20 protein-coding genes are annotated in these 15,754 nt (G+C 51.1%); 11 read left to right on the top strand and 9 right to left on the bottom strand.

From position 1 onward, the window contains the following. Nucleotides 1-16: 16 nt before the first annotated feature. From CLM58_RS00070 to CLM58_RS00055, 5 genes are all read right to left on the bottom strand, one after another. Nucleotides 17-583, bottom strand: coding sequence for a hypothetical protein (locus CLM58_RS00070; RefSeq protein ID WP_095593900.1), 567 nt, complete (start codon nt 581-583; stop codon nt 17-19). Between the two features lie 144 nt (nt 584-727). Further along, nucleotides 728-1,744, bottom strand: coding sequence for a recombinase family protein (locus CLM58_RS00065; RefSeq protein ID WP_095593899.1), 1,017 nt, complete (start codon nt 1,742-1,744; stop codon nt 728-730). Next, nucleotides 1,741-1,899, bottom strand: coding sequence for a hypothetical protein (locus CLM58_RS17075; RefSeq protein WP_158221822.1), 159 nt, complete (start codon nt 1,897-1,899; stop codon nt 1,741-1,743). The genes CLM58_RS00065 and CLM58_RS17075 overlap by 4 nt, the downstream gene beginning before the upstream one ends. 125 nt (nt 1,900-2,024) lie before the next feature. Continuing rightward, the gene (locus tag CLM58_RS00060; protein ID WP_095593898.1) at nt 2,025-2,441 is read right to left on the bottom strand and encodes a hypothetical protein; all 417 of its coding nucleotides are present in this window, start codon (nt 2,439-2,441) and stop codon (nt 2,025-2,027) included. Further along, a complete protein-coding gene (locus CLM58_RS00055) occupies nt 2,434-2,943 on the bottom strand; it encodes a type II toxin-antitoxin system PemK/MazF family toxin (protein WP_095593897.1) in 510 nt (169 codons plus the stop codon). Before CLM58_RS00055 ends, CLM58_RS00060 begins: the two co-directional genes overlap by 8 nt. Before the next feature lie 199 nt (nt 2,944-3,142). Between CLM58_RS00055 and CLM58_RS17070 the strand changes: the two genes are divergently transcribed. From CLM58_RS17070 to CLM58_RS00045, 3 genes are all read left to right on the top strand, one after another. Beyond that, complete coding sequence (locus CLM58_RS17070; protein ID WP_158221821.1) at nt 3,143-3,292, top strand: hypothetical protein; 150 nt, start codon at nt 3,143-3,145, stop codon at nt 3,290-3,292. A gap of 112 nt (nt 3,293-3,404) precedes the next feature. Then, a complete protein-coding gene (locus CLM58_RS00050; protein WP_095593896.1) occupies nt 3,405-4,586 on the top strand; it encodes a plasmid recombination protein in 1,182 nt (393 codons plus the stop codon). A gap of 151 nt (nt 4,587-4,737) precedes the next feature. Then, entirely contained in the window at nt 4,738-5,073 is a 336-nt protein-coding gene (locus CLM58_RS00045; RefSeq protein ID WP_095593895.1) for a hypothetical protein, read from the top strand. Nucleotides 5,074-5,275: 202 nt separating this feature from the next. Here the strand turns inward: CLM58_RS00045 and CLM58_RS16970 are convergent, their stop codons facing one another. Together CLM58_RS16970 and CLM58_RS00040 are read right to left on the bottom strand one after the other, a co-directional pair. After that, entirely contained in the window at nt 5,276-5,773 is a 498-nt protein-coding gene (locus tag CLM58_RS16970) for a hypothetical protein (protein ID WP_143226486.1), read from the bottom strand. Between the two features lie 150 nt (nt 5,774-5,923). Further along, nucleotides 5,924-6,640, bottom strand: a complete 717-nt coding sequence (locus tag CLM58_RS00040; RefSeq protein WP_095593894.1) for an SGNH/GDSL hydrolase family protein — start codon at nt 6,638-6,640, stop codon at nt 5,924-5,926. A gap of 389 nt (nt 6,641-7,029) precedes the next feature. Here CLM58_RS00040 and CLM58_RS17065 point away from each other — a divergent pair, with 389 nt between their 5' ends. The 5 genes from CLM58_RS17065 (at nt 7,030) to CLM58_RS00025 (ending at nt 11,543) form a co-directional block, all read left to right on the top strand. Then, the gene (locus tag CLM58_RS17065; protein ID WP_158221820.1) at nt 7,030-7,281 is read left to right on the top strand and encodes a hypothetical protein; all 252 of its coding nucleotides are present in this window, start codon (nt 7,030-7,032) and stop codon (nt 7,279-7,281) included. A 336-nt stretch (nt 7,282-7,617) separates the two neighbouring features. Then, entirely contained in the window at nt 7,618-7,908 is a 291-nt protein-coding gene (locus CLM58_RS16965) for a hypothetical protein (protein ID WP_143226485.1), read from the top strand. A gap of 97 nt (nt 7,909-8,005) precedes the next feature. Beyond that, on the top strand, nt 8,006-10,057 hold the full coding sequence (locus tag CLM58_RS00030) for a glycosyltransferase (RefSeq protein ID WP_095593892.1): 2,052 nt from the start codon (nt 8,006-8,008) through the stop codon (nt 10,055-10,057). Beyond that, on the top strand, nt 10,054-10,680 hold the full coding sequence (locus CLM58_RS16960) for a hypothetical protein (RefSeq protein WP_143226484.1): 627 nt from the start codon (nt 10,054-10,056) through the stop codon (nt 10,678-10,680). The genes CLM58_RS00030 and CLM58_RS16960 overlap by 4 nt, the downstream gene beginning before the upstream one ends. 362 nt (nt 10,681-11,042) lie before the next feature. Beyond that, nucleotides 11,043-11,543, top strand: coding sequence for a hypothetical protein (locus CLM58_RS00025; protein WP_143226483.1), 501 nt, complete (start codon nt 11,043-11,045; stop codon nt 11,541-11,543). A 24-nt stretch (nt 11,544-11,567) separates the two neighbouring features. On the opposite strand, the gene CLM58_RS16955 is transcribed toward CLM58_RS00025, so the two are convergent. Then, nucleotides 11,568-11,783, bottom strand: a complete 216-nt coding sequence (locus CLM58_RS16955; protein ID WP_143226482.1) for a hypothetical protein — start codon at nt 11,781-11,783, stop codon at nt 11,568-11,570. 427 nt (nt 11,784-12,210) lie between these two features. On the opposite strand from CLM58_RS16955, the gene CLM58_RS00020 reads away from it, so the two are divergent. Together CLM58_RS00020 and CLM58_RS00015 are read left to right on the top strand one after the other, a co-directional pair. Continuing rightward, a complete protein-coding gene (locus CLM58_RS00020; protein ID WP_095593890.1) occupies nt 12,211-12,582 on the top strand; it encodes a hypothetical protein in 372 nt (123 codons plus the stop codon). A 22-nt stretch (nt 12,583-12,604) separates the two neighbouring features. Next, entirely contained in the window at nt 12,605-12,928 is a 324-nt protein-coding gene (locus CLM58_RS00015; protein ID WP_143226481.1) for a hypothetical protein, read from the top strand. A gap of 102 nt (nt 12,929-13,030) precedes the next feature. Here CLM58_RS00015 and CLM58_RS00010 read toward each other — a convergent pair whose 3' ends face one another. Further along, entirely contained in the window at nt 13,031-13,768 is a 738-nt protein-coding gene (locus CLM58_RS00010) for a response regulator transcription factor (RefSeq protein WP_095593888.1), read from the bottom strand. Between the two features lie 335 nt (nt 13,769-14,103). Between CLM58_RS00010 and CLM58_RS00005 the strand changes: the two genes are divergently transcribed. Then, the coding region (locus CLM58_RS00005; RefSeq protein WP_198950940.1) for an ECF transporter S component family protein at nt 14,104-15,754 on the top strand (1,651 nt) is incomplete at its 3' end.

Genomic DNA, 15,754 nt, shown 5'->3' with positions numbered 1-15,754 from the left:
CGGTAGCTCGTCAGGCTCATAACCTGAAGGTCGCAGGTTCAAATCCTGCTCCCGCAACCAACGAAATCTGACAAAATGACAAAAGATCGGCCCAAGGGCCGCTTTCAGGCGTTTCCGTAGCCCCCTGAAAGGCCGAGGACAGGTCGCCCTGTATCTCGATCCGCATTCCGTCACGGGCCTCCGGATCCCCCCACAGACGCACCTCGCCAAGCATCTCCCTGAGAAGGGCATTTGCCGCCACGATCTCGTCGCTGCCGGTCAGAAGTCCCTCGAGGCGCGCGAGTTGATCCTGGTAGATCTCTTGCAGCTCGTCCAAAGAGGGAGCAACGAACTGTTTTGTATCGCTGGCTGAAGCAAGCTCCGTTCGTAAGGCATCGCGTTCTGCCTCGCGGCTTTGCAGGCGTCCAAGCAAGGCCTCGCTGGCGTCGTTGGATTCAAGGCGATCAAGCAGGCGCTCGATTGCGGATTCCGCTTTAGCGAGGCGCCTCTCGATGCCTTCACGCGAGGGTTTGGAGTTCACAGCCTCTTCGGCCAATAGGCGCTGCACCTCGTCCGCGAAATGTTTGGCGAAGGTCGGTGTCATCAGCCCAGACCGGAGCCGCGCCAGAACGCGTGCCTCTAGTTTGTCACGGGTGATGGTGCGGCTATTGCTGCATTCCTGATGACCACGTGTCTTGCGATTGTAGCATCCGTAGCGTTCCTTGCCGACGAGTGTGAAGCCACCTCCTCAGCAGCCGCATTTGACGATCCCGTTAAGCAGATAACGTGCGCGGTGGCTTTGGTTCAGCGGGGCGGTTTTGCCAGCAAAGGTCGCATGGGTGACTTCCAGCCGTTCTTGCACGGCGTTCCAGACGTCGTCGTCGATTATTGCCAGTTCCGGTGCTTCCCCGAAGACAATGCGATGTGCCTCACTAGTCGGTCGGGAAATCCGTCGCCCGGTATCTGGATCGTAAGAAAACTGGTTGCGGCCGTAGACAATCGCACCGACATAGGCTTCGTTGCGCAGCATGCCATCCCGCTTCTTGGCATTGCCGCGAATGGTCGAGTCATTCCACTTTCCGCCGGTGGGGGATGGGACACCTTCGGCGTTCAGCCTGGCCGCAATTTTGCGCGGCGAAAGACCGGAAGCATAGTTCGCAAAGATCCGGCGCACCACGGCAGCTTCCTCTAGAATAATCTCGCGGTTGAGACCTTTTTCACAGGGAATGACCCGATATCCGTATCCAAGCCCAGCTGCTACACGACCCCGTTTGGTTGTTCCCGTCTGGCCCCGTCTGGTCTTGTCCGCGATCTCGCGCGATTGGAATTCTGCGATCGCGGCGTGAAAGGGCATCAGCTTCCAGTCGAACTTGCCGCCGTGTGCTGCGTAAAGTTCGACGCCTCGGCTTTCGAACCAGTCGGAGAGCGTGCTGACGTCCGCGGCGCGACGGCCGATCCGTTCGATACCTTCGACAATCACTGCCGAAATGTCACCACGGGTAACGCGATCCTTCATCGCACAAATGCCTGGACGATTTCCAAGCAATGAACGTCCTGACATTGCGGCATCAGAAAACTCCCCTGCGACCTCCATGTCCAAACGGGCCGCAGCTTCGCGCGCCAGAGCCAATTGGTCTTCACAAGACATCTCGTTCTGGACCTTTGTCGAATATCGCGCGTAGAGAACGGCCTTCGGGTTTTGCGGTTTTGTATCCGAGGTGGTCGCACCTGCGGCGCGGCGGGCCTTGCGGTTCGGTTGGCTCATGCGGATTGCTCCTCTGCTTTAACGGTGCGGGCCACATAGGCGCGCGCCAAGACGGTGACGAACGCGGTGAGTGGGATCTCAGAGCAATTTGTGCCGCCGGGGTTGTCGTTGGCCGCCTCGAGGCGGATGCTGGATGGGTTCGGTTTTTGGATCATTGCCTGTCCTCATTTTTTGATCTGCCTCTCGTGGGCTCTGAAGACATGGCGCTTTTTATTTTTAAAAAAAATTTGAGGTTTGAATTGGCCTCCGAGGGCACGGTTGGTGCCCCCGGAAGGTTCGATCAGCGGTGCCGTTGTTCGAGCATCTTGATGAGAACGTCTTCGGTCCGCCTCAGATTACGGACGAGGACAAGAGCATCCCGGAGCAACGATAGTGGGCGTGTCTTGGCTTCGAGCTCCGCCGCGGCAGGCAGCAAGATCGTCTCAGACCAGCCACCGGCAGCATGGTTCTCGTCATGGACCCAATGCGTCATCCACCCGAGCTCGATCTCGGCCTGAATCGGGGCTAGCAAGTCTTCGAGGTCGTAGATGTCCCTATCTTCGAAGATCTTGCCCGCGTCCAAGCGGCCGCAGAACTCATGAACCCTCCAACGCTCGCGGCTGTCGAAACGGTGATCGAGGTCATTCAGCGCAGTGTTGGCTGCAGGCACGAGTTCCAGCGCCCGAAGGATGGCGGTTTCCATCTGATCGTCAGACATGAGACGCCTCCTCGGGCTTTAGCATTGAACGGGATTGATGTGACGATGGGCGACCGAGCTTCAGGCGCCCGAATTGGTCGCGCCGTTTGCGCTGATGCGCCCGGATGGTGGCCGACACCGCGAACATGCGATGCAGCGATCCGCAAGTCAGTCGTCCGATCACCGGGCTGCCGATATCGCGACGGACGCTGAAGTTGGAGTTCTCTGCAGCTACAACGATCCGCCGCGCCCCGTCAAAGACGGTTGGTCGGTCGAGACCAGCCACCTTGCGCTCCTCTTCGGATGTGACCGGAATGTGATAAGCGGTCCGACGCTTCTTAATCTTCGTTGTCCCGTAGGCGAGGGCAACGAAGGTCTGGTCGGCCACTTTTGCTTTGGCGAGCACCAGGGTGGGCCGGGTCTTCGGCGCCGCGCCGCTTTTGTCTTTATGTGGAAAGCGGAATGCGACGATATCGCCCGGCTGCAGGCTGTCTTGCCAGTTTGGTTGAGGGTGGTCTGTCATGAACCATTCCTTTCTGAGATTGAAGAAACGCCACACGCCCAACCCTTGCAGGCTCTAGGGCCATGCCCCAACAACCAAACCGAGCACCAAAAGGGGGTCGCGGGGGAGATGTGCAGAACGGACATCCCCCGCGCCGTCGGAGACGCCGGGGATGGTAAGGAGCGGCGAGCCCCCCTTGCGAGCAGGGGGTGCAGGGGGAGTGCGGAACGATGACCCTGCCGCCGGCCGCGCAGGGCTTCCCGCCGAACAGGCGTTCCCGCTGGACAGGCGCGGGGTCCGGGGCAGCGCCCCGGCGAACGACAGCCCGCGCGGGTTCCATCGGAAACTGCGCGGGCTGTTTAGTGAGTAGAGACCCCTACATCACCACTCATGCCATCCATCGACCTCTCAGATCGAACCTGCGTTTCCGGAAAGTCGAGGATGCCACCACTTCCTAAGCTCCAAAAGAACGGAGCAGGACAATGACGAAAGAGACGAAGCATCCCGTGGTGATGCGGATGCAGGGCATGTTCCCCAATGATCTCGGCGGCTACGAGAAACACAGAACCCGAGAGGGCGGTGACCTCGGCCATGTGGACCGGGAGCGCAGTTCCCGGAACCAGCTATTGGTCGGCGGTGATGACTGGGCGCGGCAGGTGCGCGAAGAGATCGAGGAGATGACGGCGCACAACTACGCGCTAGAGCTTGAGAGATTGCGCAAGCGTCGTCGCAAAGCAGAAGCCAAGAAGCGCATTGTCGAAGGGCCGCGCGATCCGTGGCGAAACACTCGGCATGGGCCGATGCGAGAGATCACCCTCACGGCGAACAAAGAATGGTTCGCTGATTTTGACTTCGAGAGCTACGACGACGTCTTCGGGGAAAACCGGGAGGCGCGGTTCGAAGCCTTAGCGGTGTCATTGTTGAAAGAACACTTTGGCGACGACCTCGTGCATGCGCGCGCCGATCGCGATGAACAGGCCTATCACATCCATGCTGTCGTCCTGCCGCGCAGCGAGACCAAAGACCGGCGACGCATGCTGCAGCCGTCAAAACACGAGATGATCCGCAACTACGAAGCAGCGCAGGACAGTGTAGGGGAATGGTTTGAAGAGCTTGGACTCAAACGCGGCGAGCAGCGGGCCAAGGCGATCCGCGAAGCGCGAGAGCACAATCGAAAGCTGCGTGAGGGGGAAGAGCCGATTAATGTCCCTGAACATCGCGAGCATGTCAGCCCTGCGGACTGGCGGAAGGAGCAGGAGCGCAAGCTGGCGGAGAAAGACAAGGCCGTCGCGAAGAAGGAAAAGACGGCCGATGCGGTGCTGAGCATCGCTGAAGCTGTGGCGAAAGGGGATACCCGGTTCCTCGATGAGAAGGCCGACGAGAACCAGCCGCCAAAAGTCAAACATGCGCGTGGACTCTTTGGGAGCGCCCTGTCGGTTCTTCAGCGGAAAGCCCGCGAGGAGGCTCAAGATGAGGTGCGTGGCGCACTTGAGCAGATCCGCAAGGCTGACGCGGTGATCGTCAAGATGGCGGGCTCTCTCCCGGAGCAGGCGCGGAAGGCGCTCAGTGCCGCGCGACCGTCTTTGGCGGCACAGCTGTCGAAGCTTCATGGGCAGGTTCAGAAATGGGCGAAACCCAGTCGAGACCGAGGGCCTGAAAAATAATTTTGAGAAAATTGCAGAAATCCGTTTTGAAAAATTGGCGAGGAGACAGACCTAAGGGGGAGCCGAGTGGAGCAACCAGGATTTGTTCCTCAAGGCACTCACCAGCGCACCCGCGCTAAGCTCAAAACAAAAAATTTATGAGGTAAAACCTATGAGCAACAAATCTACACTGAAAGCCCTCCGCGAAGTTCAAATCGCCTTGGAGGCAGACGAGGCCAAAGAGGCCCTTAAAACCCATACAGCGAACAAGCTGGACGCTATCCTAAAAGAGTTGGAGCACGTTCCTGAGGGACTGGCCCAGTTCTTCGTGGCCGCCGAGATCACGGCTTCAGCCAAGGCGGCAGAGATCATCGCAACGCACGTCATGCGCCCCGATGAGGTGACCAAACTGGTCGCAACCCGCAAGGCCGAGATCGCCAAAGACAAGGCGAAAAGGAAAGCGGAACGCGAAGCCGCAATCACACAGAAAAAGGGATTGGCCAACTAAGGCCAACCCACCTCACGAAACATCGTGATAAAGGCGCGGGGCTTGGACCGCGCCTTTTTTGTTTGGGCAGGTTGCGGGCACTCGCTTCAATCTACGGCGCCACCCAACGTGCGGATCAAGGGGGCTAACGGCCTACCATTCAACTGAAACCTTGCGATAAGCTGTATTCTGAAGTTTAGAGTCCCGCAATGCTGGGGCTTCTTCAAAGATCAAATTGGAGACCAAAAACGACGATGGCGCCCCATCCTGCTTCCTCTTTCGCAGGAATAAGCTGACCATAGAAATTGCGATGGCGTATATGAAGACCCGCCAAGGGGACCAAACTACCCAAACCGCCGTTGTTCACAAACTCTGCATCTGAACCATAGTCAGCAATACCTGCGAAAGCAGCAACATACCCCGTTTCAAAATCTTTGAGCCGGTGACTATAGGAAAGAACTGGGCTTGGACTTCCATATGAATTTCTGAATACTCCAGCAGATATCGACCCTCTGCTTGAATTTACCTCCCATGAGAAGATCACCCCGGGATTAAAAGATTCGAAACTGCCGATATTGCGTGGCGCACTAAGATTTGAGTGATGCGATCCAAGCTGGATCATCATCATGTCCGGCGCCAATGGTGAACCTCCCTCTTCGGCAAGTGCCTTTTGTGAAAGGATTGCAGTTGTCAGAGATAGGATAAGGAGCCACTTTCGCATATTTCCTCCGAATTTTGGGGTGCCAAGTCGAACTGATCTCTTGTTCGTGATGACATGCGGGAGCGGCCTTTCGCGCCACTCCCAGTTGGTTTATCTTTGTCTGTAGGACAGTTGAGCTGATAATTGTTCACCGAGTTCTATGGTGCGGTATCAAGGTCGATAATCGGCCAGTTGGTTGTTAAGAATGATGTTGGTGATCCTTTCGCCTATTTCCTCGCTGGCCAAAACCGAGGGATGAACCAGATCAACCCAGTGGTAGTCCCGACTTCCTTCTGGAACCATTCCCGCTAGCGACAAGAAATGGATCCCCCGATCAGATTTGGAGAGTCTCTCTAGTCGCCGCTCAAACTCCTCTCCTTCGTCTGTGCAATGCTCGACGGGCGAGGTGACGCCGGGCGTTCGTAGATAGCCGACATAAATTACTTGAGCGCCCTCAGAGCGGATCTTGGAAACCAGATTGGGAACTGTTCCTGATTGGCCGTTTTTGGCAATAAGCTTTTCGAGTTTGCGATCGCACTTCATACAGCCGCAACCTAGCCAGAGGTCGTTCCCGCCACCGTTTAGGATGACCCAATCCCAATCGCCACTGACATATTGTTTGTTGATATCAGCTCCGAGCGCCCCGGTAATCGGGAGCGAATACCTCATAAACGCCCCGCTTCTGGATCGATCGACTACTGCAATACCAAGGCCTTTCTCAACAGCGTCTGAAATCGACCTGCCAGAATTTCGATTCCATGCAAGCAGTGAATCTCCCATTGTGAGTATTTGGGGGGCGTTGTTTTTGGTGCTTGTGGTTGCACTTGAACACGCGCCGACACTAATCACAGAGAGAACGGCGAGCAAACGTAGTAGGTAGATGGTCATATCAAGCCTTGATTGTTTTTGATTACTAACTCACCCCGAAAAATTGAGCTATCGGGGGTTGGTGAACTGGTGCGTGATGCTTGGCCAAACTTTTGGGTGCCTTCGATACCGACACCTGACACCGCAAAGAGGGCGCTGGCATCCCAAAAGCCATAAGACCAGCTGTGGGTGTCCCCTCGGTATTTTCTGAAGAATGTCGACACCGACAAAGGAGATGCTTTCTGAAACTGGAGCATCAATTCACTCGGGCATAGCGGAGTAATTCGATGTGATCTCCCAAGTGATACCCGGAGAACAAGTCGATCCCGATTAAACTCTTAACAGCGTAGAGCGCCCACAACAGCGCAAGCAAAACAAATGCAAGGAATGCTAAGACAGCCACGAAAAGTATGGCAAACGCTAAAAACTGTTCGAATGCCCCAGTTTCGCCGGGTATGGTGGTCGCGCTGGTGTCGCTCATCAAAGTGGCTCTCGATCGTTTGGTGGTCGCCGAACTGAAAAGAGATCACTTTGACCGCCGGCCTACCTGTGGATTTGGCCAACAGTTACAATTTCGTTTTGCAGATTTTTTGCCGCAGTTTTCTGGTTCTTTTGGAAAGTTGTGCAAAAATCATACGCCTGTCGGCGCGGCTAAATATTAGCGCCGGTCAAGAGCTTAAATATTGTTCGTTTAGCGACAAAGACGTTCGTACGAATTGCTTGATGCCTGCTCTTGGGGGGCAGCTTAAGGAGCCTTTGACCTACAATTCTAACCCGGCTTTCACTATGAATTGACATCAGGTGCATTCGCAGTGCGAGGCTTCTCTGCTGGCGGGTCGAATCCGGAATTTTCACATGTTTCACACAACTTTCAACAAACTGAACATGCTTTTGATGTCGGTTCAATTAAGATCTCTGCTAATGTCCCGCGTGATTTCAGCAAGTCCGTGAAGCGAATGTGTTAAGTCATTTCGGGGTATGGAAGTTGAGGGAAATCGATGCCGACAGAGAAAAATCTGGAAAAATACAGGAAGTTAGGATTGGTTGCGCTTGCGACAGCCACAATAGCTTCAGAGGCAAGCGCTTGCGTTGACATGTCCGGTGCCGAACGTGCCGAGCGTGTAGGAGCGTTAATGGCTATGGGTGGTGGGGTCGTAAATACGCCAAGTGGATTTATTTCCACTACTGAAGCGATCGCAGTGCTTCTAAGCGGCGTAGCGAGCGGTAGCGGAGTATCTGCGGAATTATGCTCTCGTGAATTCTACAGCTTTGTAGGCAGTGAAGCGTAAAGCCCTCCACTTCCGTTGGCAGAGTTTAAGGGAGCGTAGCTGGCCGTAAGTGCCTTCGACGCTTGGATTAAGGCGTGCAAAAACTTTCCGAGGACCTATGGTTACTGCAATAGTCTCATTCCGGGATTGGTGCGTTGAGCGTCTCCAAGCTTGTATAGACGCGCTTTCTCAATATCGTCTAATCGAAGAAATCATCGTTGTTGATTTTGGTTCTGAAGTGCCTCTTGCGATACTTGAGAATGCAAGAGTTGTACGGGTCGAAGCTGACACCTGGTGTTTGAGCGAGGCAAATAATATTGGGATCACTGAAGCCAAGTGCGATGTAATTCTAAAGATTGACGCAGATGTGCGCTTTGAATTAGGCGCTGACGAATTCCAGAAACTCATTCTGCACGTTATGGATGGAGAAGTTTCATTCTATAACATCCAAGTCACAGATTATGATCTCGAAAATGGTCACGTCGCAAATGCTAGGTTGAGACCGTCTTGGGGTGAGGGTGCCTGCAATCTTTTCAATCGCCACGACTTAATTGAGATCGGAGGCTTTGATACGCGTTTTTTTGATTATGGGGGCGAAGACAATGATATTTGCAGACGGCTTCGCAACTATGGGAAATCTGTAATAAATTATCCGACGCAAAATGTGCTTCATCAGAGACATGGCCCTTCTGCGGCGAAACTCAGCAATCGCTTTACACCCGCCAAAAAAAGCCAGCTCCTTCAAGATGAAACGATCTTTCGCTCCAGCCCGTTTCAGTTCTCAAATTACCAGGGTTTAGGTGCTTTTCCGCCAGCTATAACCGTTGCTCTTGCGACTTCAGCTCGCCCGAAAAGAAATCAACAGCTTCTGGAGTGTCTGCAGTCATTGAGGAACCAATCCTTCACTGACTTTGAGGTTCGTATTTGTGAAAACGGTTCGGACCCTGATCTTCGGTTGTCGGAAAGAGAGCTCCAAGAAGAATATCCAGATTTGGACATCCACGTTCATTACATCGACGAAAAATCAATTCCGAAAGCGCGCAACGCAATCACTGACCTAGCCCGAGGTTTCTATATTGCGGTTCACGATGATGACGACATCTCGTTTCCAGAAAGGTTTGCGGAGCAAATTAGCTGTATCTCAAAGGTTCAAGCGTCTCACGGGTGCCATTCGAGCTGGATCGAATTTGACGAAGATAGTGGAAGGTTGTCGTCTTACCGGGGGCAAAGACGCAATGTAGACGAGATGATGGCTCATCCAGGCAAAATCACGCTGCACAGCACGGGTTTCTACCGGAAAGATGTTCTGAAGCGATTTCGTTACGATGAAACGATGGTACTTGGCTCTGACTATGAATTGTGTGTTCGTATGTTGGTTGCCGGTTTGAAAATCCCGCATTCAGGCAGGTTTCATTGCTTTAGACGGCTTCATAGGAACAGTGTCTCCAGCTCGGGTCACACCGACCAAAGAGATGTATCCAGATACACCAACAACACATACAGATACTTTGTCGGCGAAGCATTCATTGAAGCTGTTCAAAAGTCCGAAATTCGAGACCTTTGGGTTTCTGGGTTTCCGACTCCGACAGACATGCTCCAACTTCTACCAAGCGGCTTTGGGCGGTTCCGAATAGAAATGATGATGGAGGATGCGCTCTTCTTAGGATTTGACCCACTGTCTGATGCGGACTCTTGTGTTGCCGGCGGGGTTAGATTTGAACCGTGCTGGAAGGGTTTCGGTGGAGAAACCAAGCTTGTTCTACAAAGCTCAAGAGTCATGGATGTTGGAGAGATATCTGAAGCCTTTCAAACCTTTTCTCAAGTAGTGAATGTTGGATTGGTATCAGAGGCAGAGCTTGATAATGGTGATGAAGTAATAGGGCTTGATGCTCTTGAGGTTCCCAAAGGGCATCGGTGTGTCGTTTCAAACCTTATTTCCGACTTTGAAGAAATCTCAAAGCTTCTTAATTGTGGGCTTTTAGAGATCGATATCGAAGAAAATTCGGTGCAATTCTTTCGGGTAAATGAGCCACAGGAGGGGGTCCATGTCTTACTTGGATCGTTCCCGTCGCAAGCAAAATTGCGTCAGGTTCTAAATACTGCCAACTCCATCGGGAACTGTAAGTTTGAACCCTACACGAACAATGGTCTGAATGGAGATTTTTGGTGAGGTTTGAGTTTTCCTATCATCGTGAAAAACGCGCTCTCACCGTTAGATTACGTGCAGCGGAATATGAGCCTGTCCCGTTTGTCGATCGACTTCACTTCTGGGGTGTAGATCGAAAGCCTGATCCGCAGATGCTAGGACTTGCGTGCTGTATTCTAGCGGCTCCAATGCCTGTTTATTCGGTTCAATTACCGAGTGTAAATGCGAGCTCCAACTATTGCCTACAAATAAGGAATCATATTGGTGTTGATGTCCACCTAAATAAGGTCGACGATTCAGATCGACGACTTTTGGGTGGTGATAATACCGTTTATCCGTATCGTTTTGTGTTGGAAACATCAAAACCAGTTAAAGATCAGTACTTCGAACCGCTGTCCTGGACTGGCTTTGGCGACTTCCGTGGAAATTTGGGCGGTAGCATTCGCACTAATATCGACGCCTTTGAGTTGACAGAGGCAGAGAAAAGTCTGGTCTTAGCATTGTGTTGTGCTGGCGACAGGCTTGGTTACCTAATAGTCGAAGATTTGAACGAAGAATTGCGGTCTCTCCTGCACAACCTAGGGCTCGGGATCGTGCCGTCTCATAAAGCTCGTTTACGAGGAAATCACCTATCGGTTGCGTCCTGATCAAGTCTACGAACCCCGCGCACCAAACAGATCCCCGTAAACAGCTTAGGAGATCTTATGGGTGGCGTTTGTCATGACCTGTGGTGCAGTGCGGGTTCAGTCTCACAACTTGCTTCACAGATTTTTATTTTGACCGCAAACCCCGGTGTTTCGTTTGTGTGAGTCGACGCAACTTTCGCTCGGCGTCTACTATTTTAAAGGAATTCTCTTATTTCAGCGGTTCGGAGGGTCGGCCGAATATCCTAAAAGAAAGAGCCATTTAAATTTTTATTTTTTACGCACAAATTTGCACAAACCTGACAAAAGGCTGCAAAGCCGCGTTGCTAATATCAACCTGTCACGACCAGTAAAGGATGAGAAAGATGGGTTTCCAAGGTAGCTTACTTTCAGGCTTGGTCCGTTCGGTCTTTCCGGACGAACTCACGCACTCGGCTAAACTTGAGAGGCTACTCCGCACCCATCATCAAGTTAGACACTCCAGCCCCTCAGCCTTGCTGGTCGCTCGTTCGTCACCATCACTTGCAAATTGCGCCAAAATGTTCGGTGCGGTTGGTCATGAGTTGAGCTACACGAGCGAGATGGACCTCGCGCTTGAGGCGTTGATTGAGGATCCAGATGCATGGCGACTGTTTCTGATCCGTTTGGATTGGGTAGTTGATTGTGACGAACTGCTAGAAGCGGTTGAAAGAGTCAGAATTATTTGCCCCGACCTTCCAGTTGTCCTTATGGCTCCAAACGCTGAAGCAGTTCAGAATTTGGAGTTTGCACCTGAGTTTGGCGATATTCTAATCCCAGAGCCCAAAAATTCGAAAGATTTGCGCGGTTTTCTGGGCAGCATCTCTGTCGCTAAACGTCCCAATTGACACCTGCCTACGCCTTGAGCGTGATCAGCCCGTTTCGCGAATGTCACCCAAATGCGAGACGGGCTGATTTATTTTGACATTTGGCATTCGACTCGATCGGCTGAGAAACTTTAAATCCATTTCATCGAAGTAACCGAAACCTGAAATTTCATCACTGTTTTGGGCAGCTCCCAAAAACGCTTCGCTATACTTAATTGAGACTTGTAGGACGGCTGCTCCGCCAGCTTTTCCTTCACCCACATTGAGTCTGTTTTCTGTAACTGCAGCTTTTTCTATCCGACAGTAACATCCAATCTCAATTGGCCGGTTTTGATAGAAGTCCCCTAGTTCATCCCGCTATAGTATTTTGCACATCCGCAATTTTACGACAGTTTTTCTCGCTGAAAATAGCTTTCATTTGCCCCTTAGTCGTGTGGGCGCAGCGCCAACTTTGTACGAATGCCGTGTTGAAAGTTAGCAGGTTTTTCAACAGCCATCCGCAAAGATACCCGAAATATGTTTGGTTGGGTCGCTGACATTTTAGAAGCAGAAATGTTGTAGAATTTTCATTTTGGAAATTTCACAACCTTTCGACAACTTTTGTTCTTGCTCACATAATCATCCCAAAAGTTTTGGCTATTAACGTAGGCGTCAACCCTACCTATGAGGTCAAAATAGAGATTCTGCCATGATGAATGCACGTAACAGGTTTGCTAAATTCCAAGCGACTGCCCAAATTTTTGCGATCGGCTTGACGTCACTTCTTTTGACGCCGCCAGTAATCGCTGAAACCGTTGAGGACTACACTGCAAAGGTCCGAGGGACAGTCATGGACATTAGTCTGGTACGTCCTTTACCCGCGTTTGTGGAAATCCGTTTGGATAAGGGTTTCAGAAATGTAGATCCCAAAGAACTGCAAGGCCGAATGCAGGTCGCAATGAACATGCTGACTGACTGCAATTTTGAACCGTCGCGGATCGAGAGCTCAGGGCGAAAATTCAAGCTCTATGTCGATAATAAATGTTGGTACTACCCCCTGCTGGATGCCAGAGGCCGGTAGGTTTGGGTGAATGGAAATCGTCATGAAAAACACAGTTGCATTGAATGGCCAATCGCATCCGTTTGGCCTTGTCGAAATCGAAATCGAAAAAATTTGGAAAAGTTACAATCATAAGAGGGCCTGGCAAATGATTGAGAAAAGCATAACGGACATGGATTCTAAGATCGATGGAACTAGCGGTCGTTCTTACAAGCCGCTGTATGAAAAACCGGAGATTTCTCTTGAAATTGATGGTTTCGAACCTTTTTGGAGGGAAGCTATGGAAAAAGCATTTTGGTTGTTTTTATATGGCCTGACTGTCGTTCTTGGCGCTATGTCGGTGCTGCTAATTGCGGACATGATCTAAAGCGCTCTGGACACGCAAATTGGTGGTACTGGTTGAGACGACGACACCTTCTTGGATAACCGTAAACGCGTTTAAGGTGTCGCGTCAAAACTCAGAATGACCTCAGGAGTTGTCTGAGAAAAGATAGCCAACGCCGTGGACTGTTCGAATATATGTTTTGTCAGGCTCGAATTTCGCCAACTTCTTGCGAAGGCGACTGACCAATCCGTCCATCGCACGGTCGTAACCAGCCCAATCTTGCCCTTTGAGTTGGTTGATCAGCGCATCACGGGTTAAAGCCCGGTTCTGATTATTTAAAAAGACATAGAGCAGAGAGTATTCTGCATTGGTTAAATATTCTTGCTCACCGTTTGGCGCGAAAAGCTGATGCGACCTTGTATCAAGCTTCCATTCGCTAAACCGCAGAACTTCCTTAGACTCAGCTCCTTCATTTTTGGATGTGGGAAGCACTTTCGGTTGACCAACACGTCTTAGTACGCTCGAAACTCGAGCGCAAAGTTCTCTCGGGCTGAACGGTTTTGCTATGTAGTCATCCGCGCCTAGCTCTAGGCCTACAACCCTGTCTGTTTCAGAGGAGCGCCCAGAGATAATGATGATACCCGCGTCGTTTATTCGCCGGAGTTCACGCACGAAATTGAGACCGTCCGCGTCTGGAAGTCCGAGATCCAACAAGTAGAGGCTAATTTCCAAGCCTTCAATTTTCTCAACAAATTCTGATGCGGATGAAGAGCTTACGACATTATAGTTATTAACCGAAAGAGCCTCTTCGATTTCATTTAAGGTTTCTCGGTTGTCTTCAAGCACAGCAACGGTGCAGTTTGAGTAGTAATTAACGTTCATGCGCCTGGCCGAATTCCAACTATGAACGGCGTATAGATTCCACTCTTTAATTCTACAAATACCCAGACGGATTAATAAAGGGAATTTCGGATAGGTTTCTAAAAATCACAAAAAATGCAAAACCCTCACACATTAGCTGCAAATCATGAGGGTACTGTAGTGTCGACTAAAAACGTTGGGTCGGAAGGGTGCGAAGCTAGAGCATTTGGCGTTTTGAAAGTTTACATGGCTGACGCTTTTGCAGTGAATTTCTCTTCAAGAGCAGCCGTTCAAACGGGCCTAAGCTCTCGTTAACAAACTCAGCCAAATAGTGCCAAAAACCTTGAGAAGCTAAGATGATTACGGACCATTGGAATCCTATCGAGAAGAATGAATTTTGGCTATGTAACAGCGAGTTCGGTAAAAAGATATCATGCTTTGGCCTAATAGCTGCTCTGTCGATTTGTGGCTTTCTAGGCAATCTTATCAACGTGGATCTTTGGTTCGGCGTCAACTTCATTTTCGGCTCTGTCTTTGTAGTATTAGCTTTGTTGCTAATGGGCCCTTTGGCTGCTGTGCTAGTTGCCTTGATATCGCACTCCTACACCTACTTTCTTTGGGGTCATGCCTACGCATTAGTGAACCTTTGCTTAGAAGCCGCGTTTCTAGGCTTTTTTTACGGTAAAGAATGGCCGCGTCGCGACCTCATTATTTTGGATCTGATTTTCTGGGCATTAATAGGTGCTCCGTTCGCTTATCTAACTTACACTTACGGCTTGGGGCTCCCCGGCAGTACGGTCGCCGTGATTGGTTTGAAGCAAGGTATTAATGGGCTTGTAAACGTAGTGCTTGCCTACTTGATCTTGTTGTTGTTGCGGCCCCTGCTCGGGAAGCTCGCGACTGTGCCTCAAAGCTGGATTGGATGGCGGTTGTCGACCTTGTTTAGCATGGGGTTAAGCACATTTATTCTAGTGCCATCAGTCGCGCTAATGTTCTTTTCCAGTGGTTGGGAATTTGACCGAGCAATGGAGGAGGCTTCTGAGCGGGTTTCCTTCGACGCTCACTTTTTCGCTTCGGACATGGAAAATGCAGTGACGTTGAGAACGGATCAGGTCTCATTGCTCTATTTCAGGGACGCTCCTAAATTCCGGCTTGCTGAGGCTGAAGACTTGCCTTCAGGCGTAGTCTCCATCTGTATCGTTGATTCAAAAGGGGAAGCCAGATTTGTCCGGGACTTACACGCGGGTGACAATTGCAGCGAATTCATCTCGTCTCTTGATATCGATGATTTAATTGAATCGATTGGCGGATCATTCCCGCATCTAACGATGGACGGTAGAATGCTTCGCAGTATTGCTTTGGGGAGAAGAGATGAACTTTTGGTCACGACTTGGGATTTCGAAACCATTTTTAGCGAAGTAAAAGAGGAACACCTTTTAGAAAAAGGTTGGAATGTTTTTTGGGGCACTGGCGTGATGGGTGTTTCAGAAGTTCCTTACTTCGACCTCCCGGAGGCACTTGCAGGTTCTCACTATTTGGATCGCGAGTTGGACGTTTTTGTACCACTTGAAGCCGAAAATGTCGACCTGAATAAGTGGCGGGAAAGCTACAAGTATTCTGTTATTAAGCCGGAATTTTCAGATGAAATATCTTACGTAGTTTTAATGCCGTTAACGGAAGTGATTGCGGTTCTGCACGGCAGGATTACGGATCGCTTCAGCGTCCTTGCAGTCGCGGTTTTCATAGGTCTCGTAGCAGTATCTGCTCTAACGTTGGCGCTCCAGCGCTTCTTAGACACCGCCCTTGGCAAGGGTATGACTGAAATAAAAAGTCTCGCCGAGGATGATCCATTCTCTCAAAGGATGTCTAATTACTTCATTTATGAAGCGCGTTGGGTTTGGCGTTGGATTACTTCCATTGTTAATGACCTTCAAGAAACAACTGAAGAACAGGAGCGCGTTGCGAACGACCTGACGCAGCTGATCGACACGGCGAACGCGCCGATCT

Origin of the sequence: Actibacterium pelagium, assembly GCF_002285415.1 — a bacterium.
Taxonomy (GTDB): Bacteria; Pseudomonadota; Alphaproteobacteria; order Rhodobacterales; family Rhodobacteraceae; genus Actibacterium_B; species Actibacterium_B pelagium.
This window is presented reverse-complemented; position numbering and strand designations above follow the sequence as displayed.